Here is a 24,148-nt window from a genome sequence, read left to right on the forward strand (position 1 = left end):
TTTGGAGATGTCTATTGGTAAGGTAAGTTCCGGCAACTGATGATTTGCGATCGCTTCTTACACCATGCTATCAGTCTAAATACTTACTCAACTTTTACCATCTTTGCATACTACATTTTGTCGCACAGAATGTGGGTTCCAATGGATAAACTATAAGTCTGGAAAATAACCCCAAAATATTTTGTGGTTTACTCAAACAAAAAGTTCTGTAATTATGCGATGGTTGAACCCAACTCAGTATAAAATAGACTATTTAAAATAGTAATATCTAAAATAAGTATGGTTTTTAATTGGTTCCGTCGTCAGTATAATGACAGCTCAGACAAAACTTCAAAGGAGACATCTAAACCTGAAGCTGAAAAAGAACAGAAAGAACAGGCAGAAGATAAAGTTGAATCACAAGCAAAATCAACAGAAGAGTCAGGACAGACAACAGAAGATTATTTGAGTTGGGCTAAAGCAGCTTACAAAAATCTTCAAGAAAAGAAAAAAAATGATTCACAAGAATCTCAAATCGCTACAGAGACTTCTGATGTAGAGGAAAAGTCAGAAAGTGAAACACCCTCAACAGAGACAAAAAACGAGCCAATCATATCAAATCCTCTTCCAATAATAGAGCATATTGCAGCAGAAAAAACAGAACCCACAGAAACAGATACCCTGGTTAAACCAGTCCCAATAGTAGAGGAAATCCCCTCTAGCCAAACAAAACCGACCGAAGAAGAAACTCAACTCAAGCCAGATTCAACTGTTGAAGAAACTCAAACATCAGAACAACTACCTTTCTGGGCTAAGACTCAAGCAGAAAGACAAGCAAGAGTAGAGCGTCTCAAAGAAACAGCCATAGAAGAACCAGAACCAGAAACTCTTGAGAAAACAACCGTAGAAATAGAACTAGAAGAAATAGACCCCCTAATACTTGATGAAGCATTTCTCTGGTCAGCAGAAATTTTAGCAGCTCAAGGACGTCGCCCGGATCAAGTTTCTGTAGAAGAAATTTCTTGGCTGACGAAATTACGACAAGGCTTAGATAGAACTCGACGCAACTTACTCAATCAATTACGGGCAATTGTTGGCCAAGGACCGCTAAATCAAGATGCGGTGATGGAAATAGAGTCAATGTTACTGCAAGCTGATGTAGGAGTAGAAGCAACAGACTTAGTTATAGAAACCCTACAAAATAAATTGCGTGAAGAAGTTTTACCCCCAGAAGAAGCGATCGCCTATCTGAAAAGCATTTTAAGGGATATCCTAGATCAGCCATTCAAAGATGCTGAAACAATTAGTCCTGCCTACAACTTAACTTTTGTCCCAGAAAAGGATACCTTGAATATTTGGCTGGTTAATGGTGTAAATGGGGCAGGTAAAACTACAACTATCGGTAAAATTGCTCATTTAGCTACCAAATCAAACTACAGATGTTTAATTGCAGCAGCAGATACATTTCGAGCAGCAGCAGTAGAACAGTTGAAAATTTGGGGACAACGGAGTGAAGTAGAAGTAATTGCTAATGCAGGAAAAAATACCGATCCAGCAGCGGTAGTGTTTGATGCTATAGTAGCTGCTCAAGTCAGAAATACAGAATTATTACTGGTGGACACTGCTGGAAGACTACAAAACAAGAAAAATTTGATGGACGAACTGAGTAAAATCCACCGCATAGTGCAGAAAAAAGCACCAGATGCAGTGGTGGAATCTCTACTGGTTTTAGATGCTACACTTGGTCAAAATGGTTTGCGACAAGCAGAAGTATTTGCAAAAGCTGCTAAACTTAGCGGAGTAGTCTTGACAAAACTTGATGGAACTGCTAAGGGTGGTGTTGCACTAGCTGTTGTTAAGCAACTAGGTCTACCGATTCGTTTTATTGGTGTGGGAGAAAGTCTAGAAGACCTCCGTCCATTTTCTAGTTATGAGTTTGTTGAAGCTCTTTTGAGTGGTTAAATATTCAGCACTCTTAATTGTTGAATATTGGTAAAGGTATGGTACTAGCAGTAGTGAAAAAACGGATGTATTTTTCGGTATTAAGTGTAGAAGTAATTAAGGTGGAAGTGTCAGACTATATAATTTTTATTTTCCTATGAGATGATAGTGTTGTTTGGGATATTTTTTAAGTTAAGAATTATCCTTGAAATTTACTTTGAACTACAGGAAATAAAAATAAACAAGCTAAATGTTGATATTTTTTTCAGTATCTAGTAACAATTAGTATGAAAAATAACTTAAAATCTAGCTGTGGAAAAAAAATCAATATAGCAGCAATATTATTAATACTTTGACGCTGAAAAAAAACTGATATAGACAAATTTATTGTTTGGTAACTGAACCTTAATTATTGTTTGCTCTTCATCTAAAAAATAATATTTATAGCAGAAGGAAGAAGGAAAAATCTTACGTTGTCTGAGTGTTAAACTTTTGAGCAGTCCTAACCTTTGCTTCAACTTCTATGTTTATATATACGAAGCCTAGAAAAAATAAAATATTGAATATTAATTAAAACTATAGTAGTGATGCTTAATATCATTTTATATTGGTCAAAAAAATATACTTATTTTGTAATATTATTGGCTCAAATTAGAACTAAAAATTTCCCAATAGCAAGAAAAATTCAGCATAAATTTTACAAAAATCGTAATTCAAGCAAAAATCAATAATTTCAAATATCATCTATGAAAAAGATAAACATTAGATAAAAAAAAACATAAATTAATCATTTATTTTGAGCTGATAATTTTATAATTATGGTAAAAAAATCGTAAGCATTCAGCCGTCAGCCATGAGCTATCAGCTATTGCTTTTAGTTTACGATCAAAGCAATATTTAATTGTCTTACTACAAAATTTGGTTCCCTTGCCCTTAAAGTCTATATTAATTTAAACACTGTTCTTAAGGAGAGAGTCTTGTTGGGGTCGAGGTGACAGCTAATAGCTGTTTGCGCAGCATTCCGCAGGAAATGCTTACAAAAAATCAAATATTGAAACTATAAAATTTAGTTTACTTAGGAATTTATCCTGAAGATATTGTGGATAAATTAATAGACTAAATCTCCTAAATTGAGGGAATAAAATTTTATCTAAAAAAAATCAAACTCAAGAAAGTCATAGCACCAAAGCAAATAGCTCAATCAAAACTCTTAGCAAAACAAGACAGAGACAAGATAACAGCAACTAGAGAAACCAAAATTTGTCAAAACTTGAGTTAAAAATGTATAACTAACCATTAAGCATCAACAGACTTTAAGTAAATCAAATCTATATATCAAACAAATGACTATAGTGCCAGTACATCGAAACTACCCTGAACCAACAGACCAAACTACCAGTGAGACATCTTCACAAATAACATCAGTATATGCTCTCAAACAAATGGTGGCGCGTTTACACAAAGAACAACAAAATGTTAATGATTTATTAAGTTCCCTTGGCTTTGCCTTGCGTAGCTTCAATAATCTAAATCAGTTTTTAGAATTGATTCCTCTAATTGGTTGTCGAGTAACCGATGCTGATGGAGGAGCACTGGTATTATTTAAACCCAATGGTCAAGTGAGGTTCCAACAACTACACTGCCAAGAAGGTCGCCAATGTCAAGATATTCGCCAGGCATTAGAAGTAGCAACTCGTCAATTTATTACAGAAACAACCTTACCCGCAGAACTACAAGAAATCTCAATTCAAACCGCTAGTTTGGACTATCAAGTTAGTAACTACCTAGGCAATGATGTTCAATTATTTGGGGCATCAATTCTAGTAAATAACTCAGAACGAGGTCGTCTATATGTATTTAGTCACGACCCACAATATATCTGGACACCAGCTAGACAAAAATTAATTCGTTTAGTAACAGACCAGACCGCAGTAGCTATTGCTAATGATGAATTAGCTACATCCTTACGAGAAAAGGAACGTTTGGACAGAGAGCTAGAAATAGGAGCAGAAATTCAACTGCAACTATTGCCTCCAGAATGTCCAGAAATTCCTGGTATTACCCTTGCTGCTCGTTGTCAAACAGCAAACCGAGTCGGAGGAGACTATTATGATTTTATCCCCTCCAACTACGACCAGTTGAATTCCAAAAACAAAAAACAGCAACCCTGTCGCTGGAGTATAGTGATTGGAGATGTCATGGGCAAAGGTGTACCTGCTGGTTTAATTATGACCATGACTAGAGGAATGTTAAGAGCTGAGGTATTAAACCGCCACTCACCAGCACGAGTCCTACAACATTTGAACCAAGTAATGTATGCTGACCTGGAAAGTTCTCATAGATTTGTGACTTTGTTTTATTCAGAGTACAATCCAGAAACCCGCATTTTGTCCTATAGCAATGCGGCCCATCATCCTCCAATGTTGTGGCAAGCTGCTAGTAAGTCTATTGTACAGTTAGATACTTTGGGAATGTTAGTTGGTTTAGAAGTAGACCCTGAATACCATGAAGCACAAGTTAAACTCAATCCAGGAGATACTATTATTTATTATACAGATGGGTTTACAGATGCAGCTAATCAAAATGGCGATCGTTATGATGATATTAAATTGAGTGAAGCTTTCAAGTTTGCGTGTCAAAATTATCAGGAACCACAAAAAATATTAGACTACCTATTTGCTCAAGTAAAACAATTCGTTGGTGAAGGAAATCAAAATCCAGATGATATGACTCTAGTAGTTATGAGAGTAAAATCTTCTACAGGAGAATAAGTATATGATTATTAATATAATTTCGACAACTACATCCGGTTTGAATCTGATTATTGATGAGACTAATATTCTAGATTTTTTAGGACTAAAAACATTGTATAGTTGGCCAATTTTGGCTCAACAAGTTGATGTAAACTTATGGTCTGATGTGCAAAAAGCTTGGAGCAATTTTATAGAATGTGGTCAAGTATGGGCACTATTAGTTGGTTTATTTATTGGTTGGATGGTTAAGAGCATTTTGCCTTAATTACATAGCAGAAGGAAGAAGGAAGAAGGAAGAAGCTTGTGATGTCTGTGTCTTTTCCTTCCATTGCGATAAAACCTCACATCTAATAGAGTTAAATAGAAAAAAAATCTGTAAAATGACGCAAGAGAAACAAACTTGGAGCAAAAGATTTGAAAAGGCGTTGCATCCTACTATAGCTAAATTTAATGCCAGTATTAGTTTTGACATTGAATTGATTGAGTACGATATTACTGGTTCGGTAGCTCATACAAAAATGTTGGCTAAAACAGGTATTATTTCCGCAGACGAAGGTGAAAAGTTAGTTAAGGGTTTAGAACAAATTCGTCAAGAATATCGAGAAGGAAAATTTCACCCGGATTTAGATGCGGAAGATGTTCACTTTGCTGTGGAAAAAAGGCTTACAGAAATTACTGGAGATATAGGTAAAAAATTACATACAGCTAGGTCTAGAAATGACCAAGTAGGAACTGACACGAGACTTTATTTACGATCAGAAATTCAGCAAATTAGGGCTTTATTAAGAAATTTTCAATCATCTTTATTGGGGTTAGCTGAGTCTAATATAGAAACTTTAATTCCTGGTTATACTCATCTACAAAGGGCACAACCTTTGAGTTTAGCTCATCATCTTTTGGCTTATTTTCAGAAAGCTGAAAGAGACTGGGAACGACTAGGGGATGTTTATCGCCGAGTGAATGTTTCTCCTCTTGGTTGTGGTGCTTTAGCAGGTACAACTTTTCCTATAGATAGACACTATACTGCTGAATTATTAAAGTTTGAAAAGCCTTATGCTAATAGTTTGGATGGGGTAAGTGACCGAGATTTTGCTATTGAATTTCTCTGTGCAGCTAGTATAATTATGGTGCATTTGAGTCGTTTGGCAGAGGAGATAATTTTATGGTCATCTGAAGAGTTTAGATTTGTTACTTTAACTGATAGTTGTGCTACTGGTTCTAGTATTATGCCTCAAAAGAAAAATCCTGATGTGCCAGAGTTAGTTAGGGGAAAAACAGGCAGAGTTTTTGGTCATTTACAAGGTATGTTAGTCATAATGAAGGGACTGCCACTAACATATAATAAGGATTTACAAGAAGATAAAGAAGGTTTATTTGATACGATAAAAACAGTTAAAAGTTGTCTAGAAGCAATGACAATTTTACTCAATGAAGGTTTAGAGTTTAATAGGGATCGCTTAACAGAAGCAGTTTCAGAAGATTTTTCTAATGCCACAGATGTGGCCGATTATTTGGCAGCTCGTGGCGTGCCGTTTCGAGAAGCTTATAATTTAGTAGGTAAAGTTGTGAAAACTTGTATTTCTACTAATAAATTGTTGAAAGATTTAACCCTAGAAGAATGGCAAGAATTACATCCAAAATTTGCAGAAGATATTTATCAAGCGATCGCTCCTGAACAAGTAGTATCTGCACGGAATAGTTATGGTGGTACGGGTTTTGAACAAGTCAAGAAAGAAATTGCTACAGCCAAACATAAATTGGCAATTTAATTGAATTTAATTGTCATAATCTAGATTTAAGTTGCTAAGTCTCAAATCTAGATTTGACATTTTACATCTCAAAATTTATCGCTTGGAACCTTAAACAGTCAAATGTACTATTGATCTACAGCAGCAGTTTCTTCTGAATTTTGCTCGTTACTACCATTTTCATTATTGTTAGATGAAAACTTAGACGAATATCGCTTAGAAAAAAAACCTGTACCTTTTTTCTTACGAAACTTACGTGCGTAAGCCAGATTACGTTGTGCTTTCTCTTTTTTTGGATTACGGCGTTTAGCCATTATTACCTCACTAATTGACATACTCCCTGCTTTGTCCTTTAACAACAAAGCGGGATTCCTAAACCTCGCAATTTAGGTTTCTGCTTCCATGCACCTGCCTCCAAGGCTAAACCTTTTTTTGGTCTTACGGTCGCTCCACAGACTGAAACTGCTAGCCCAGCAGCCTCACTAATTATAACACACCGTTGGGAAAACCAATTAATTTTAAGGTTTTCCCGTACCTCCTTTTATCTTCCCTTTTCAAATAGGAGCTATAGGGGATAAGGGGGCGGGTCTTCAACCAACATTGAGATAAAGAACAAAGGTGCTTATTTTTAGACAGTTTTTTTATTATAGCAAAGACTTGAATATTTGCCTACTAAAAATAAATCTAAAAAGTCAGTAATAAATATAGGAATATGATTTTAGTTGTGAGATATTGGAGACTTTTGTTCTAGGGAATAGGGAATAGAGAATAGGGAAGAAACGAATACATAAGAATAAGAAAACTGCTATATTCTATGCTTTAAAGGAACACCTCAATTCTCACATCTTAATTCCTGATTGCTATATTTTATCTGGAATTACTAATATATTAAAGTATATAGGAATTTTATCTGATAGGGAACAGGGAACAGGGAACAGGGAACAGGGAATATATAGGAAAAAAGTATTTTTGCAAATATGAGATTCACCCGAATTATTTAATTATTAATTATTAATTCTTCGGTCACAAAAACTTATCAAGTTTGTATTAGACATTATGGATAATTGCTATAGCTTTTCTCAAGTTACCGAATTATTAATTATTAATTATTAATTATTAAATAATTCGGGTTTAAAGCCTTCCCTTTTAAGGGAAAAAAAGCGGTCGTTAGCGTAGCTTCCCGTAGGGTGGGATGGATGGGTTTCCTAACCATATCCAATCGACCAAGAGAATAAATAATATCTCCTTATATTCAATTCCGTAACGGTTTTAACCAGAGGTAATTATCAATGCTCCATTATCAATTATCAATTAATGAATGAGGTACAGTTGTTTTTCTACTCCCTACTTCCTACTCCCTAAAAAAAAGGAATTTTGTACTTCACGCTTCTTGGGAATTACTATAGTAAAGACAAATCAAATAAATCAGAAAAAAAATGCCAAATAATCCCTATAATTGGATAGATAAGTCCCTATCAACAATACATAAAGCTAACTGGTATCGTTCAGTCAAAACTATCGAAAGTATTCCCGGCGCAACTATCAAACTAGAAGGAAAAAAACTCATCAATTTTGCCAGTAATGATTATTTAGGATTAGCAGGAGATCGACGTTTAATTGAAGCAGCTATTCAAGCAACAAAAGAATTTGGTACAGGTACTACTGGTTCTCGTTTATTAACAGGTCATAGAGAAATACATCAAGAATTAGAACTTGAAATAGCAAAATTAAAACAAACAGAAACAGCATTAGTTTTTAGTTCAGGATATTTAGCAAATATAGGTGTAATCTCTTCAGTAGTCAGTAAACGTGACCTAATTTTATCAGACAAATATAATCATTCTAGTCTAAAAAATGGAGCCATTCTTAGTGGTGCAGAAATTATTGAATATAGCCACAATAATGTTGAAGAATTAACAAATAAACTAGAACAATATCGAGAAAAATATCGTCGCAGCTTAATAATTACAGATAGTGTTTTTAGTATGGATGGCGATTTATGTAAACTACCATTATTATTAGATTTAGCAGAAAAATATAACAGTATGTTATTAGTAGATGAAGCTCATGCTACAGGAGTATTTGGAATGAATGGAGGAGGTTGTGTCGAATATTTTAACTGTACAGGAAAAGAATTAATTCAAATTGGTACTCTCAGCAAAGCATTAGGAAGTTTAGGAGGCTATGTTGCTGGGTCAAAAAAATTAATTGAATTTCTCAGAAATAGAACACCCAGTTGGATATATACAACAGGTTTAACTCCTGCAGATACTGCCGCGGCTTTAACAGCTATAAAAATTATTAAAAAAGAACCAGAGCGTCGTCTCAAATTATGGCAAAATCTAGAGACTTTAATGAATTTATTACAAACAGAAAATCAACAGTTAGGCGCAGAGAAAAAAAACTTGAATTATCAATCGCCAATTATCTGCATTCCTCTCAAAAATGCAGCTGAAGCATTAAAAATAGGAGAAAAATTAAAACAAGCAGGAATATTTGCTCCGGCCATTCGCCCACCTACGGTTAATACCAGTCGGATTCGTATTTCATTAATGGCCACCCATGAAACAAATCATATTCAGCAATTAGTAGCAGCATTATTGAATTTAACAAATGGAAAAACTGCTAAGAATCTTTCTTTCTAAGCTCAAAAGAGAAATTGAAGTAGAGATTTTTCTTTCCAGCAGTTATAAATTATTAATCTAATACCGATGAATATTTGCTAAATATTTGAGAGTAAAGAAAGCCGTAGGTTTAGAGAGGTATTAGGAAGCGATAAAAATCTTGTAGTCACATCTAAACTATCCTGTAATTTACGCATTTTTGAATTATTACTACATAAATGTAGTGTAGCACTATAGTTTTAACTACACTAATGTCGCACTTTGGCCTAAGTTCTATAGAACCCATTTGGTATCTTTGTCAGCGACCTGCGTTTTTTTACGAGGAGTCAGGAGGACTGAGTCAGGAGATGGAGGGAAGGAATATAGGAAAAAGCTTGAAAATACTCCCCATCTCCCTATTTTTCTACCTCCCCATCTCTTTTTAAATAGACCTCAAATTGGTTCTATACAATAATAAAATTATTCGACTGAAATGGTATAACAACTAACCCTAAATTTTATGAAATTAGTCCAAGTTCAGAAAGCAGCATTGCTTCTACAGCTCATCCAATGCTTCAACAACCCCCTAAAATATCTCAATCAAAACCAGAGAAAGTATGGTAGTATATGCATCTTACTATTCTCTGTAGAATTAAGCTCTACAGTTTTCATTGGTGAACCGAAAATTATTTAATTTCTCTTCTCTAACTTTGCTTCTTTCAACCTGTGATGAAACTAGGGCAGATAGACTGATGATGAAGCGAATAAGGGAAAATTTATTTCCCGCTGTCCCCTGCAATATTAATTATTAATTGTTGAACTCTCCTAAAATCTATATATCAGCTACTCCTAACTCCTACTCAAAAAACTTAATATTGAAAAACATACCAAGTGTAATCTACTAGACTGACACACCTAACATATTACTTTATAAAAATCAATCCTCAAATCAAATCTCAATCTAACAAGAATTAAATTGAAAAAGCTAATGTGCTATTGCTACATCAATCTACTACCTACTCTACACTAAAAATTATCTCCATCACTCAGAAAATCCGTAATTTTTTCTACTACAATATCTGGCATTTGTTCAGGTAAATTATCACCGCCAGAATTAATTAAATGAAGTTTCGCCATCGGCAATAAATCCGCATAAAATTTACTCATAGATAAAGCAATCTTCGTATCTTTATAACCTTGTAAAATCAACGTTTTTACTTTCAAAAAAGCCAATTCTGCTGTCAATAACTCAGCTTGAATTTCTGTCCACCTACGTCGAAATAAAATTTTAGTTCCGGTTGAAGAAAGTAATAATTTTTGTCGAAATTGTAGAATATTCTTAATTTTTGTGTGAGCGCCTAATAACCTAACAAAAGGATATATTAATTGTAAAACCCAACACAAAAAAGAAGGTTTTTGAATTAAGAATCTAAATAACCGCCAACGTGCTTTAACAGCAGCAAGGTTAATTCCTTCAGGAGATATTAATATCACGCCCAATAATTGTTCAGAATATTTGAGAGCATAACTAGCAGCTATCCAACCTCCTAAAGAGTGGGCAACTAAATATACTTTCTCCAATTTCAAAGTAGCTATATATTCAGCCAAAGATTCTACTATTTGATTGATAGAGTAATGAGTAGAAGAAAATTCTGACTCACCAAACCCTGGTAAATCTGGTGCAAAACAATGGTAATCTAGACTCAACCGCTCCATCACTGGTAACCACTGACTACTGTTATACCAAGACCCATGTAGAAAAACTACATTATTTGAATTACCACCAATTTCACGCCAAAACAATAGTCCACCAGACAACTTGATACGAGAATTACGCCATAAAAAGTGCATAACTATGGAATTATAAAATTTAACAGATATCTCGCCCAAATTTATATATTCAAGTGAAAATACCTTCAAATAATCCTTTTTTAATGTGAGATTATAGAATCACGAAATTAAGCTAAAATTGTCAAACCAGTAAAATAATCCTTTAATTGTAGGTCGTAGTCGTAGCTAAGATTATCCGGCAAAGATGTAACTTCAAAAGCTTGAACATCACTAATTTCCAAAGTATCTTGAACATTCATATTTCCCCGAACATCAGCCTCAACCAAAATATTAATAGAATGTACTCTAGGGTCTCGATCTGGTGCAGAATATACTCCCACTAATCTACGAATTTTAACTAACTCTAATCCTGTTTCTTCAAATAATTCCCTTTTCACAGTAGTTGTAACATCTTCACCCCATTCCACCATACCTCCTGGTAGAGCATATTTATTATTATCACGGCGACGAACTAAAACTATCCGGCCATCAGGCAAAATTGGGACTACACTAACACCTGTCAGAGGATGGCGGAAAATTAAGCCAAGTACAGTTTGTCCAACTTGCCATAATTGACGTATGGGCTGAGGAATCAAAACTAAAATAGAAAGCACTTTCAATAATTATTTTTGTAGTTTTTTTTGATTTAGGAGCAAATAAAAAGTTAATTTACAAGCTGATATTGCAGATTTTTTTACCTAATAAAGTAAAATTTTTTGCAATTTTTACTAAACACCTTAACTAGCTATCAGCATTTTCCGTACCGAAACGCTTTTTAACTGGGAATGCAGGATCAAGTATTAAGAATAAAAAAATTATTATTACAATTCCTAATTAATATTTCTTGAAAACTATTCTCTCGCTTCCTAACTAAAAGCTTAGTAAAATATAGGACATATTGTAATATCCTATTAAGTAATTTGCACTACCATCAATTTCTCAGAGACTGTTTGTCAACAAAAGATTAAGTAGGGAGTGTGACGGCACGCTTACCATTTCTGGAATAATGATCGGTTTTACACTTCACGCACCGCGTGCTGTGGGATGGTACATTACGTGACACTAACACACCCTACGTGATTTAATATTCATTTTACAAACACTCTCTCAATTCCCATCAAAGGAAAATATTAATAAATGCTTAACGGTCTGCTCTTAGTGCCATTAATAGGTGCCGCTATCATTGGTTTTTGGCCAAGCACTTTCTCGCCAAAATTAGCCAGGCAAATCGCTCTAGTTGTGGCCATAATTAGTTTCGTATGGTCTTTAGTACTACTGACTGAATTTAACCCACAAGATCCAAATCTACAATTTGTAGTTTTAGTGCCTTGGATAGACTCCCTGGGATTAAATTACTCCCTTGGCATAGATGGTTTATCTATGCCATTAGTAGTATTAAATGGCCTGTTAACTGCTATTGCTATTTACGCCACAGACAAGTCAATCAAAAGACCCCGTTTTTATTACTCCCTAATATTGTTGCTAGCAGTCAGCGTATTTGGAGCTTTTCTTGCTCAAGACCTACTACTATTTTTTATCTTCTATGAACTAGAGCTAATTCCTCTATACCTATTAATAGCAATTTGGGGAGGACCAAGACGGGGTTACGCATCCACAAAATTTCTGATTTACACAGCAATTTCAGGAATTTTAGTCCTAGCTGGGTTCCTAGGAGTAGCGTGGTTAAGTGGCTCATCTAATTTCGCTTACGACCAAGTAGTTGCCCATACCCTACCTTTAGGAACTCAACTATTATTATTAGGAGCAATAGTCATCGGGTTTGGGATTAAAATTCCTCTAGTTCCCTTCCATACATGGCTACCCGATGCTCACGTTGAAGCTTCCACACCTATCTCCGTACTTTTAGCAGGAGTGCTGTTGAAACTAGGGACTTACGGTTTACTGAGATTTGGATTAAATATGTTCTCAGAAGCTTGGGTATATATTTCTCCATGGTTAGCAATATGGGCAGTAGTCAGCGTACTTTATGGTTCATTTAATGCTATTGTCCAAAAAGACATGAAAAAAATGGTAGCCTATAGTTCCGTTGGTCACATGGGTTATATTCTATTAGCAAGTGCCGCAGCAACTCCCCTCAGCATTTTGGGAACAGTATTTCAAATGATTAGCCATGGTCTAATTTCAGCCCTACTATTTTTATTAGTGGGAGTAGTTTACAAAAAAGCTGGCACTCGCGACATAGATATATTGCGTGGTTTATTAAACCCAGAACAAGGTTTACCATTGATTGGTAGTTTGATGATTTTAGGAGTAATGGCAAGTGCTGGTATTCCAGGAATGGTTGGATTTATCTCCGAATTTTTAGTGTTTAGAGGCAGTTTCAGCGTGTTTACAGTTCCTACTCTTCTTTGTATGATCGGAACAGGGTTAACATCAGCCTATTTTTTGCTGTTAGCGAACCGAGTATTTTTTGGTAGGTTATCTGAAACAGTTGTGAATTTGTCTCCTGTAGAATGGTCAGATAGAATACCAGCCATTATCTTGATAATTTTGATAGTTATTCTGGGAATACAACCAAATTGGATGTTGCGTTGGACTGAAACTGAAGCAAATAAAATGAGCGCAGGTCAACCTATGTTGTCACAGGTAGTTAAAAAGTCAGCGATCAATCCCTTGCCTCTACTCGTTAACTATTCTGGATAAGAAGAATTTGGAGAAGAATTCAGAATAGAGAATTATTTGTCTTTTTCAGTTATATCATGTCCGGATAATAGCACGATAAAAAAAAATTTTTCTTTCTTATCCCCTATTGACTCTTATCTCATTTTTTATAACTATTCAACCGGACATAATATTATTAGGTTGTTCATAATTCAAACTAGATAATTCAATTTTTGTAAAATGGAATGGGGATATAAATAACATGAAATATCAATATATCTTCAGACAAATCCTTAAAAAGAATACTATATTTATAGAACACTTCAGTTATTAAGTAATAAGCAAGGTTCAGCAATATTTTTAGCAATTGTAAGTATGAAGTAAAGAACTATTATTTCTTATATCCCTGCTCTTAAGAAAATGTAGCAAAAATGCGAGAGATTTAATATTAGCAACTCTAGCAAATCAAAAAAATTAAACTTAGGAAAAACAATTATGACAAACACCATTTTAAAATGTAATAATCATCCACTTTCAGTCTATATTAATCGTTTAAAATCTGGTCAAGCTCTACTAAAAGATACACCAGAAAACGTCTTAGAAGTTGTCGGAATTTTGAAAAGTTATGGCATTGTATTAGATGCCTATTCCAAGAATCTAATTTATATTGCCGAACATCAATTTTTAGAATTATTTCCCTTTTTTAAATACTTCAACGGCAAAATTTCATTAGGTAAATTACTTAAGTTTTGGTGGCACGACCGGATTAATTATGAATATGCAGAATATTGTATGAGAGGAATGTTATGGCATGGGGGTGGAGGTCTCGATAAATATTTAGATTCACCAGAATTTCAACAACTAGCAAAAGCAGTAATAGATGCCAAAATCACAGGAAACTTGATGTTAATGCCACTCAATCAATTATTTCCAGAATTTTTACCAGACATGGTACGTCAACAAGCTTATTACAGTGCTTTAGGTCAATTTTGGCGGGTAATGAGCGACATATTTATGACCTTATCAGATAAGTATGACCAGGGGAAAATAACATCTATTCCTCAAGTAGTAGATCATATTTTATCAGGATTAGTCGCAGCAGCAAATTTACCAATTACCTATGCTGTAAATGTAAAAAGTAAACATTATGAAATAATTCCTGAATCAGTAGGTTTAACATTTTTAACAGATACAGCAGTTCCCTATGTAGAAGCAATTTTCTTCCGAGGCACCCCATTTTTAGGAACAGTTTCATACAATGCTCAAGCTCAACAAATAGACCACGAACAAAGTCGATTTACTTATGGTGCTTTATATGCAGATCCATTACCTATTGGGGGAGCAGGAATTCCACCCACATTACTAATGCAAGATATGCGACATTTTTTACCAGATTATCTTCTAGAAGTTTACCAAAAAACTAATCGAGGTACAGATAATTTGCGAGTCAAAATTTGTCAGACTTTTCAAAAGTCAATGTTTTGTGTAACAACAGCAGCACTTTTAGGATTAGCACCTCATCCTTTAGATACAGAAAATCCAGAAGAACAAGCAGCAAATCAAGCCTATTTAGAAGCGTGGATGGATCGATTTTTAACATCACAAATACAAGTTGTTAATAATTAGCGATCGCCTCTATTTGTACTAGACATCTTCAGAAAAGAGGGAGTAGGGAGTAGGGAGTAGGAAGAAAGAATTGATAATTTATGTGCGATATAAAAATTGACTTTATTTTGATTTTTTGGAGATGTCTATTTTATAACTATTAAACCGGATATGATCTTAAAAAGATTTTTTTAAAAAAGTGCTATATTTGGCTTATAAATTTTTCTAAAAAATCCTGATGACTAAAAAAATACCTGAATCTATATTATCTATAATCGGCCGTAAAATTATTAATCAAACATCTAGATTATTGAGATTACCTACTATTGATAATTTAGAAGCTCAACTACAGGAAAAAACTGAGCAACTAGAGCAAATATATGCACAACAAAAAGCAATATATCGGGCGATCGGCAAGATTAGAGCATCTCTCGACCTAGAAACAATCTTTCGCACAACCACAAAAGAAACTTGTAGACTTTTAGGTGTCGAACGAGTCTCAGTATATCGTTTTAATGAAGACTGGGGAGGTGAATTTGTTGGTGACTTTGAATTTGCTGAAGTTGGTTGGGATGAACTCGAATTTATATACAAAAACACCGTTTGGAATGACAGTTATCTTCAGGAGCATCAAGGTGGTCGGTATCGCAATAATGAAACACTTGTAGTAAAAGACATTTATAAAGCAGAGTTGTCACAATGCCATATTGAAATATTAGAACAATTTCACATCAGAGCATATGCCACTGCTCCTATTTTTATTAAAAAAAAACTATGGGGTATTCTAGCTGCTTATCAACATTCTAAACCCCATGAATGGGAAACTTCTGCCGTAAATTTTTTGAGTCAAGTTGCTGTTCAACTAGGTTTTGCAGTACAGCAAGCAGAACAACTAGCTGAAGTTGAACAAAAAGCCAAAGATTTACGAGCAGCTAGTCAGCAACAAATGATTTTATTCAACTTAATTTCAGAAATTCGTGAATCTCTTGACCTTGATACTTTATTTAAAACTACTACTAAAGAAGTTAGAAAAGCTTTAGAGAGCGATCGCGTAGGCATATTCCGCTTCTACCCAGAAAGTAACTACTGCTATGGAGAATTTGTTTCTGAAAGCGTTTTACCCATTTATGATTCGGCCCTTTCGATCAAAGTGAATGATTATTGTTTTGGCGAACAGTATGCCATCCATTATCAACAGGGGCGTATGCAAGTGCTGACAGATATTTACAATGCTGATTTAAAAGACTGTCATATTGAAATCTTAGAGCAATTTCAGATTAAAGCACAAATTATTATGCCTTTAATCATGGGTTCAAAACTTTGGGGACTGCTTTGTATTCATCAATGTGAAAAAAGCCGTGAATGGACTTCCGCTGAAATTAGATTCGTCAAACAATTAGCAACTCAGTTTAGCGTCGCTTTAGAACATTCCCATCTACTTGCTCAAACTCGCTCACAAGCAGATGAGTTAGGTAAAACCCTAGATGCACTTCAAGAAGCAAATCTCAAGTTAGAACGTCTGGCTAGACTTGATGGTTTAACTCAAATTCCTAACCGTCGTTACTTCGATGAATTTTTAGACCAAGAATGGCGACGAATGGCAAGACAAAACCAATTTTTATCTCTAATTATGCTGGATGTAGATTATTTCAAACTATACAACGATGTTTACGGTCATCAACAAGGAGACAAATGCTTGATTAAAATAGCTCATGCAGCTCAAGGGGTTTTGAAACGTCCGGCAGACTTGTTAGCTCGTTATGGGGGGGAAGAGTTTGCTGTGATTTTATCAAAGACTGACCAAAGTGGGGCTTGTGAAGTAGCAGCACAGATTCAATCAGCGATTAAGGCTTTAGGTATTCCTCATCCTAGTGGGAAAAAACAAATAGTTACTATCAGTCTTGGTGTTACGACTCAGATCCCTTCATTGGCTCAAACACTCCATACATTTATAGGCCAAGCTGATCAAGCTTTATATGAAGCTAAACAACAGGGACGAGATTGCTGGATACATTTTAGTATGATTTCTGCTTCTCGAGATACAAAGGACTTTTAAGATGACTGCAAATTTTCAAACTATGATGCGATCGCACAAATATATCTCAATAATTTACTCCAGAGGCGTTGGTGGATTATTGTATGATATTAACCTTAATTACTTAGGAGTCAGGAGGACCGAGTCAGGATTCAGGAGAAAGAAATGTACTTTTCGGTCAATTAAGTAAAGAAAATATCTAATCTTGCCATTCAAAGAATTACTCTTATACCAAATTCACGCAAAGGCAGTTACATCTTAATTTGTGATTTATTCCTAAAAGAAAAAATTATAAATTCCATAAATTCTCAAATTTCCACCTTTTTTCCTCTTGAATATTTATGTTTCTCTGTTCCCTGTTCCCTGTTCCCTGTTCCCTGTTCCCTGTGTCGTCACTGTAGCAATATTTTATGAAATTGGTATGAATTTACCTAAATTACTGATTTCATACCTCCAATCACCAACGCCACTCTAGAAAATTGCTCTTCAGATTGAATACATCATTTAAGGAACTATATCTATAATTTTAGACAGAATTAACCTGACCTTAAGATTAATAGGTCTACTTAATTTACCGTTCTTAGAAACCTACAACTATCTGTAAAAATCTATAATTTTCCCAATAGCAGTCGTCATTACTGTATTGTACTTATGAAATAGCTCAAACAAGGAAATATCAATCATTAAACCTCTTGCTTCTGCTATATGAAAGAAAATCGCTATAATACCCGCAACTATCGACAAGGAATAAAAAATATTGTCCAAATTAATAAATTTATTTGGAATAACTGACAACTATGTAGTATGTAGGAAGTTGTATGATACTATGTTCCTCTAGTTATGCTGAGAGTAGTTATTGAAGTGTGAACTCGGTGTATGAGTAAATTTTACAGGTTAATAATTATTCTATTCACCAAAAATTATCAGGGGTATATCAATACATCATCTATATTTAGAGGGGTTCATAAAGTATTAAACTTGATATGAAAAATATATATCCAGGAAATCGTGTGATATTTCTCAAAAGTACCCAGATGGGAAAAAATCTAATGGTACGCTATCTACTTCCAAGTATACTCAGTGTTTTTGTACTTGGAAGTCCTACTGAAGCTGCTACCCTAGAATCTTGGCAGTTTCAAGCAAATCAGAATCGACTATCTTTTACTACTGAAGGAGGTGTTCAGCCAAAAGCACAATTAATAACTAACCCAACTCGCTTAGTTATAGATTTGCCTGGCACAACTTTAGGTGGTATAAGAACTTCTCAAGTTGTCGGTGGGGCAATAAAAGCAGTTAGAGTAGGACAATTTAATTCTCAAACAGCTAGGATTGTAGTAGAATTAAATAATGGGTATACTCTTGACCCAAAACAGGTGCAATTTAGGGGCATATCTCCTAGCGAATGGACTGTGCAAATACCCACACCTCAAAAGATTGCCTCTACTTCAGATATTAACCTTAAACCCCAGTCTCCATCCCCACCACCTCAAAGTTCTCAGTCTCCATCCCCACCACCTCAAAGTTCCCAGTCTCCATCCCCACCACCTCAAAGTCCTCAGTCTCCACCCCCACTACCTCAAAATTCGCCTTTAGCTCCTCGCAGAATAGAGAGACCGAGTAATCAAAATATACTAAGACCAAGAAACCCTGCTCCTGTTAATCAAGTTGCTACCACTGGTACGCCAACTCTTGTAGAAGATGTCCAAGTAAAGCAAGATGGAGTAGTTCTACAAACGAGCGGTAAACTACCAGAAATAGAACTTAAGAAGAGTGTTGACCGTACCTGGATGACCATTGATATTCTGAATGCTACTCTCACAGCAAAAGATGTCAAGTCAAATCAAAGATTTAACGAATCTGGATTAACAATTACTCAACTTACTCAGCTTTCAATAACACCTGCAGTAGTTCGTTTGACAGTGAGTCTTCCAGATACCAAAACTCAATGGCAAGCTCGTGCTTATGCAGGTGGAGTAGCAATATGGCCTCAAGGAGAAACACCACCAACAATTAATCAAGGTACTGGTTTTGCAGTTGTTAAGTCAGTAGAATTGAAAAATGGTACTGACTTAGTAATTACAGGGGATCGACCTCTGAACTATACCAGTGGTTGGGATTCTGAAGAGGATGCTTATGGAATTACTATATATGGTGCTCAGGTTGATGACCGATTAAAGTTACCTGGCCGACAGGTTGGTAGTCCTTTAATTTGGGCAAAGATACGTCAAGAAGATCCAGAAACAGTGACAATTCTGGTTAAGCCTGCTACTAATATTAAAATTGCCGAGGTAACTCAGCTTACTCCACAAAAGTTATCTTTACCCATGGGTTGGGGTAATATTGGCACTACTCCTCCTGGTTGGCGACCAGATCCTAGACAACAATCTTCTAATTCCAGACCTTCAATCTTATCACGGGGGAACAGTTCATTACCCCAAAATTCACCACCCCAAAATTCACCCCCTCAGAATAGATTACCTCAGAATTCCCCAGGAAATTTACGTCCGAGACGGTGGCCTTTTCCCTGGCCTCGTCGCAACGACCGCCGTTCTAATACTACTAATAATGGTAATCGTCGTTTTCCTTTGCCGAATCGATTACCCCAGCGTGATGGACGGTTAATGATAGTTATAGATCCTGGGCACGGAGGACCTACAGATTTAGGTGGAGTGGGTTTTGGTCTGCGAGAGAAGGATATTGTGTTGCCCATGTCATTGGAGGTAGCTCAAATCCTGGAGCAGAATAATATACAAGTGGTGATGACTCGTAAGACAGACCGGGATTTAGATTTACCACCAAGGGCAGAATTGGCCAATCGGGTAAATGCCGATTTGTTTGTGAGTATTCATGCTAATGCTATTAGTATGAGCCGTCCTGATGTTAATGGTTTAGAGACTTTTTATTATCAAAGTGGCCAGGCTTTAGCACAGTATATTCAGAATAGTATGTTGGAAAGTTTCCCCACAATGAATAATCGTGGTGTGAAGCGGGCTCGTTTTTATGTGCTAAGAAAGACTAAGATGCCTGCTGTATTGGTAGAGGTGGGTTTTGTTACTGGTAATTATGATTCTAGGATTCTTGCGGACCCTGTTCAACGCAGTCGTATGGCACAGGCGATCGCTCGTGGGATACTTAGATATGTTCAAGCTTATTCTCGTTAAGAGTAATCAGGTGTTAGGTGTTAGGTTTTAGCTGGTAGGTGTTGGGAAAAATACTAAGGTAAGGTATAGCAGTACGCGCTGGTATATTGATAAATTGCACAAATAGCTAATTGCCAAAAGCTTTATCTCGTAAGCTTTTTCCATCTCTACTTCCTACTTCCTACTCCTAATAATGTAGCGCTATAGTTGTCAAATCAAGCATTAACGCAGGAGCTATGGTATTACTGATTCTCCAGTTATACAGAATTCAATTTTGACTTGTCAGTATCACGTCCGTTTAATTAGCGATAGAACTCTGTTCCGCGCTCCGTGTTGCTGAAAATCTTCTTCGTATATTTCTTCCTGTGAAATCCATTCTGTCAGAAAAAACCTTGCTTTTTGAGCTTTTTGATAGGGAGGAATATAGATAAAAAATGTCGGATGTTTAGATAATGTTACTCCAATATTATTTCCCGGTATTAGAAGAGGAACAATTTTTTTTTCAGACAAAAGGCATTGCTCACCTCCACGGGTTCCTGAAGATGTTGTAGTTGGAGGTGCGCCTCGATCTGGAGGTATATATGTTTGAGAAATTCTCCAGTCATTGCTAATATTTCCGAAGCTAGGTATTGCGAAAGCTGGTCTTTGCACAACTCCAGCAATATTCAATAACTTCATCATTAAAACAACTGATAAAGTAGTCATTAATAATAGATATCTCATATAGCATCCGGATAATTAGTTATCGTATAATTATTCAGTAGTCGGGAGAAAGGATAAAGGAAAGGTGAGAGTAGGAAAAATCTTGAGAGTAGGAAAAATCTTGAGATATTCCGGCATTTTATGTCTGCATTGAATGGAAGTATAGACTGTGACAACTGTATAACTGGATTTCATATTATATAAATTATGGGCGTTCCTGAATAAATGTATGACATTTTAGGAGTCAGGATTCACGAGGTATAAAAACTCCCTTCTAATCCCTTAGTTAGGAAAAATAGCTATGATTTACACTCTTATTTTTGGATCAAAATTTACATTTTAGAAGTTTCATACTTAAAATCACCAAAGCCAATTCTGTAGTTATTTATCCAGATATTCAGTTCTTATAAACTTCTAGTTATCGGAGTTTATACATGATTTATTACACTAAATTATATTCTTTTATTTTTCAGGATAAAAAAATAGCAAAACCTCCCACTATTCTGTAAAGTATTTATTTTTTGTTCATATAGCAATCCTAAATCATTCGTGAAATTTTATCTTTATCCCTGATGAGTTTAATACCTACCACACCTTACAGCTATTCATTACCCACATCTTTCTTAATATAAAACTTTACAAAATAGACAACTTATGTATAAGTCTTTGAGAGGCTTTTTCCAGAGAAAAGTGCATTGAAAAATACATTTTTTTGAGAACTGTAGACAAGATTCTTACTTCCCACCCTCCCCACAAAGTTTTCAGGAGTTCCGTATAAGGGATAGACCTTATAGACAGACAAATGGGTTTGGTAGGGTGAAAATTCCCATCCACCCTATTCTCAGTTCTAGCTAACTGCTGACTCCTGACTGCTTTACGTCGCCAATCCGACGACTCCCCTACCTAACTCCAGGGCAAACGCATCTAAATTCTGGAACCTTCTACGGTTAAGCTTTAGAGAAGTGATAAGTATAAACACTCAGACCCCTAACATCCTTGCCCTGTTAGAACTTCAAAATAAGATGCGTTTGCCCTGTACCTAACTCCTAATTCCTGACTCCTTCTTCAATACCTAATCCCCTATTTCTCCTACTTTTTGCAATGCCGCTCTGAGATTACCTTGGTATTCAGATAAAATCTTGTCGCTTTCTTCTTTTTCTAAACCACTCCAATGCATAAAAAGTGCCAACTTAACTGAATCGTTACTTTTATTTAATAAATTTGTGGCCTCATCCCTACTCAACTCAGTTAAATCCTCAATAATGCGTAGAGCGCGATCGCGTAACTTAGTATTTTTCACTGCTACGTCAACCATACGATTACCATAAACCTTTCCCAGTCCTACCATTACTCCCGTTGATAAAATATTCAAAGCCATTTTGGTGACTGTTCCTGCTTTTAACCGTGTGGAACCTGCCAATAACTCTGGGCCAACTACCAGCCGAATATCCACATCTACTTCCACACTAAACTGTTCTACAGGCACACAAGTAATAAAAATTGTTTTTGCCCCCCTTTGTTTTGCTGCTTCTAAAGCACCATGCACATAAGGAGTTGTACCACCAGCAGTAATACCGACTATCACATCTAAATTCGTAATATGACGCGAAGCGATCGCCTGACTACCATCCTCAAACTGGTCTTCCAAATCTTCGGAACTACGGACTAAAGCACCCGCACCACCAGCGATAATCCCTTGTACCAAATCCGAAGGCGTACAAAATGTTGGAGGACATTCAGCCGCATCTAGTACCCCCAAACGACCACTTGTACCAGCGCCCACATAAAAAAGTTTGCCACCTTGGCGTAGAGCTTCAGTAGTGATGTCCACTGCCTGAGCTAATTGTAAACGGGATGCAGCGATCGCCTCTAAAGTTCGCTGGTCCTCTTGATTAAATAAGTCCACCAACTCTAAAGAGCTTAACCTATCTAAATTCTGACTATTGGGGTTAACCTGTTCTGTCAATAAATGACCTCGTGCCTGTAAATTGTCCATCTTTAGCCCATTACTGATAAAAAATTCTTTTTGTTTAGGGAGTAGGGAGTAGGGAGTAGGGAGTAAGAACATTCCGTGCAACGTCCCTACAGAGTAGAAAAATGCTTTTGCTACTGTAGTCTATCTATGTGAAAACCTCTATTTGCTTAGTATCAACCCAGTACGGTCTGATTTTTTTCCCACTGTTCCCTATTCCGTGTTTCTTGTTATCTGGTATATCTTAAAGTTTGACAAAAAAATCAATTAGATATGTATTTAAGGGTTTTACTTATGGAGAATAAAAAATACTTTTAATTTTTAAATTTTAACTTGATTTTGTACAAAACAACTATAGAACCCTTATGGTATCTTTGCACGCGATATGTGCTTTTGGCATAGTAGTCAATCCTGGTGAATTCAGGAAATTCAGTGAGAGAATATAGCAAAAAGGTAGAAAACTTCCATCTCCCCTACTCCCCTACTTCCCTACTCCCCCACTCCCCCACTCCCCTACTGCCCTACTCCCCTACTCCCCCACTCCCCCACTCTCCATCTTTACAACAAATGGGTTCTATAAAAGACCCTCCAGTTGACGCCTAATTCTATCTAAATCAGACTCAGCTTGAAAAGGCTTTTCAGTAATTGGGTCTGGATCTAGTTGCCAATCAGTATTTTCTACATTATTCTCTGGGGGAATCTCCAAAGCACCTGCTGGTATAACTTTCCACTCATAATTTACACCCCTACAGAATTCCATAATTTCTTCTTGGTCAAATTCTTCTACCGCAGGAGAAGGAAAATCTTGAGCTTCTAGTAACACACCAAAGCGAGTAGCATCATCCTCTGATTCAAACATCAAGACCTGATTATGATCGCCACTCTGAATAGTATGAATTCCTTCATTTTCAGTTCTAGCATTAAACAGTAAAACAAATACTCGCATAACTTTTCCTAATGTGAATAGACAATTATTTTGTCTATATTAGTAGAGACAAAATAATAATGTGTCTAAATTATAATCAAGGCAAAAAGATTTAATTTTTTGTTTTGATAACAAATTATGGAAAGTTATTTTACCAGACCTCCAAAAAAAGGAATGGTATTATTAGAAGTCTATACAATAGAGTTGTCGCTAAATAAAGGGAAAGAATCACTCTGACCTAGACAGAGCAATAATTCCCAGCATTTTTGCTATCCAATAGCTACAATCCTTAC

General features: G+C 35.8%; 15 protein-coding genes. 9 read left to right on the forward strand and 6 right to left on the reverse strand.

Going from position 1 to position 24,148, the window contains the following annotated elements; genetic code table 11:
* Nucleotides 1–279: 279 nt before the first annotated feature.
* The 4 genes from ftsY (at nt 280) to argH (ending at nt 6,442) form a co-directional block, all read left to right on the forward strand.
* A complete protein-coding gene (ftsY, locus tag F6K27_RS21065) occupies nt 280–1,941 on the forward strand; it encodes a signal recognition particle-docking protein FtsY (RefSeq protein ID WP_287280096.1) in 1,662 nt (553 codons plus the stop codon).
* Nucleotides 1,942–3,263: 1,322 nt separating this feature from the next.
* Nucleotides 3,264–4,691: a PP2C family protein-serine/threonine phosphatase gene (locus F6K27_RS21070; protein WP_287279404.1), complete on the forward strand. Its 1,428-nt coding sequence runs from the start codon at nt 3,264–3,266 to the stop codon at nt 4,689–4,691.
* 4 nt (nt 4,692–4,695) lie between these two features.
* The gene (locus F6K27_RS21075) at nt 4,696–4,938 is read left to right on the forward strand and encodes a hypothetical protein (RefSeq protein WP_287279405.1); all 243 of its coding nucleotides are present in this window, start codon (nt 4,696–4,698) and stop codon (nt 4,936–4,938) included.
* Nucleotides 4,939–5,053: 115 nt separating this feature from the next.
* Nucleotides 5,054–6,442: an argininosuccinate lyase gene (gene argH / locus F6K27_RS21080; protein WP_287279406.1), complete on the forward strand. Its 1,389-nt coding sequence runs from the start codon at nt 5,054–5,056 to the stop codon at nt 6,440–6,442.
* Between the two features lie 107 nt (nt 6,443–6,549).
* On the opposite strand, the gene F6K27_RS21085 is transcribed toward argH, so the two are convergent.
* Nucleotides 6,550–6,735, reverse strand: coding sequence for a hypothetical protein (locus F6K27_RS21085; RefSeq protein WP_124146119.1), 186 nt, complete (start codon nt 6,733–6,735; stop codon nt 6,550–6,552).
* Nucleotides 6,736–7,857: 1,122 nt separating this feature from the next.
* Between F6K27_RS21085 and bioF the strand changes: the two genes are divergently transcribed.
* Complete coding sequence (gene bioF / locus F6K27_RS21090; RefSeq protein WP_287279407.1) at nt 7,858–9,066, forward strand: 8-amino-7-oxononanoate synthase; 1,209 nt, start codon at nt 7,858–7,860, stop codon at nt 9,064–9,066.
* 984 nt (nt 9,067–10,050) lie between these two features.
* Here the strand turns inward: bioF and F6K27_RS21095 are convergent.
* Nucleotides 10,051–10,914 (reverse strand): alpha/beta fold hydrolase, encoded by an 864-nt coding sequence (locus F6K27_RS21095; RefSeq protein WP_287300911.1) that lies wholly within the window; start codon nt 10,912–10,914, stop codon nt 10,051–10,053.
* Between the two features lie 68 nt (nt 10,915–10,982).
* Complete coding sequence (locus F6K27_RS21100; protein ID WP_124146123.1) at nt 10,983–11,435, reverse strand: NUDIX domain-containing protein; 453 nt, start codon at nt 11,433–11,435, stop codon at nt 10,983–10,985.
* A 556-nt stretch (nt 11,436–11,991) separates the two neighbouring features.
* Here F6K27_RS21100 and F6K27_RS21105 point away from each other — a divergent pair.
* The 4 genes from F6K27_RS21105 to F6K27_RS21120 all read left to right on the forward strand — a co-directional run bounded on the left by F6K27_RS21105 (nt 11,992) and on the right by F6K27_RS21120 (nt 20,277).
* The gene (locus tag F6K27_RS21105) at nt 11,992–13,518 is read left to right on the forward strand and encodes an NADH-quinone oxidoreductase subunit M (protein WP_287279409.1); all 1,527 of its coding nucleotides are present in this window, start codon (nt 11,992–11,994) and stop codon (nt 13,516–13,518) included.
* A 453-nt stretch (nt 13,519–13,971) separates the two neighbouring features.
* A complete protein-coding gene (locus tag F6K27_RS21110; RefSeq protein ID WP_287279410.1) occupies nt 13,972–15,102 on the forward strand; it encodes a CO2 hydration protein in 1,131 nt (376 codons plus the stop codon).
* A gap of 217 nt (nt 15,103–15,319) precedes the next feature.
* The gene (locus tag F6K27_RS21115) at nt 15,320–17,137 is read left to right on the forward strand and encodes a diguanylate cyclase domain-containing protein (protein WP_287279411.1); all 1,818 of its coding nucleotides are present in this window, start codon (nt 15,320–15,322) and stop codon (nt 17,135–17,137) included.
* A 962-nt stretch (nt 17,138–18,099) separates the two neighbouring features.
* Complete coding sequence (locus F6K27_RS21120) at nt 18,100–20,277, forward strand: N-acetylmuramoyl-L-alanine amidase (protein ID WP_124146114.1); 2,178 nt, start codon at nt 18,100–18,102, stop codon at nt 20,275–20,277.
* A 267-nt stretch (nt 20,278–20,544) separates the two neighbouring features.
* Here F6K27_RS21120 and F6K27_RS21125 read toward each other — a convergent pair whose 3' ends face one another.
* From F6K27_RS21125 to F6K27_RS21135, 3 genes are all read right to left on the reverse strand, one after another.
* Nucleotides 20,545–20,961, reverse strand: coding sequence for a DUF928 domain-containing protein (locus F6K27_RS21125; RefSeq protein WP_287279443.1), 417 nt, complete (start codon nt 20,959–20,961; stop codon nt 20,545–20,547).
* Nucleotides 20,962–22,030: 1,069 nt separating this feature from the next.
* The gene (murQ, locus tag F6K27_RS21130) at nt 22,031–22,954 is read right to left on the reverse strand and encodes an N-acetylmuramic acid 6-phosphate etherase (protein WP_287279442.1); all 924 of its coding nucleotides are present in this window, start codon (nt 22,952–22,954) and stop codon (nt 22,031–22,033) included.
* Nucleotides 22,955–23,504: 550 nt separating this feature from the next.
* Complete coding sequence (locus F6K27_RS21135) at nt 23,505–23,876, reverse strand: DUF3110 domain-containing protein (RefSeq protein ID WP_287279441.1); 372 nt, start codon at nt 23,874–23,876, stop codon at nt 23,505–23,507.
* Nucleotides 23,877–24,148 lie beyond the last annotated feature (272 nt).

The organism is Okeania sp. SIO2F5 (genome assembly GCF_010692685.1).
Lineage (GTDB): Bacteria > Cyanobacteriota > Cyanobacteriia > Cyanobacteriales > Microcoleaceae > Okeania > Okeania hirsuta.

Excerpts from the sequence above, each read along its gene's own strand:
- F6K27_RS21125 (WP_287279443.1), bottom strand. The coding sequence starts at position 20,961 with ATGACTACTTTATCAGTTGTTTTAATGATGAAGTTATTGAATATTGCT.
- F6K27_RS21075 (WP_287279405.1), top strand. The coding sequence starts at position 4,696 with ATGATTATTAATATAATTTCGACAACTACATCCGGTTTGAATCTGATT.
- argH (WP_287279406.1), top strand. The coding sequence starts at position 5,054 with ATGACGCAAGAGAAACAAACTTGGAGCAAAAGATTTGAAAAGGCGTTG.
- ftsY (WP_287280096.1), top strand. The coding sequence starts at position 280 with ATGGTTTTTAATTGGTTCCGTCGTCAGTATAATGACAGCTCAGACAAA.
- F6K27_RS21115 (WP_287279411.1), top strand. The coding sequence starts at position 15,320 with ATGACTAAAAAAATACCTGAATCTATATTATCTATAATCGGCCGTAAA.
- F6K27_RS21135 (WP_287279441.1), bottom strand. The coding sequence starts at position 23,876 with ATGCGAGTATTTGTTTTACTGTTTAATGCTAGAACTGAAAATGAAGGA.
- F6K27_RS21085 (WP_124146119.1), bottom strand. The coding sequence starts at position 6,735 with ATGGCTAAACGCCGTAATCCAAAAAAAGAGAAAGCACAACGTAATCTG.
- murQ (WP_287279442.1), bottom strand. The coding sequence starts at position 22,954 with ATGGACAATTTACAGGCACGAGGTCATTTATTGACAGAACAGGTTAAC.
- F6K27_RS21070 (WP_287279404.1), top strand. The coding sequence starts at position 3,264 with ATGACTATAGTGCCAGTACATCGAAACTACCCTGAACCAACAGACCAA.
- F6K27_RS21110 (WP_287279410.1), top strand. The coding sequence starts at position 13,972 with ATGACAAACACCATTTTAAAATGTAATAATCATCCACTTTCAGTCTAT.
- F6K27_RS21105 (WP_287279409.1), top strand. The coding sequence starts at position 11,992 with ATGCTTAACGGTCTGCTCTTAGTGCCATTAATAGGTGCCGCTATCATT.
- F6K27_RS21120 (WP_124146114.1), top strand. The coding sequence starts at position 18,100 with ATGAAAAATATATATCCAGGAAATCGTGTGATATTTCTCAAAAGTACC.
- bioF (WP_287279407.1), top strand. The coding sequence starts at position 7,858 with ATGCCAAATAATCCCTATAATTGGATAGATAAGTCCCTATCAACAATA.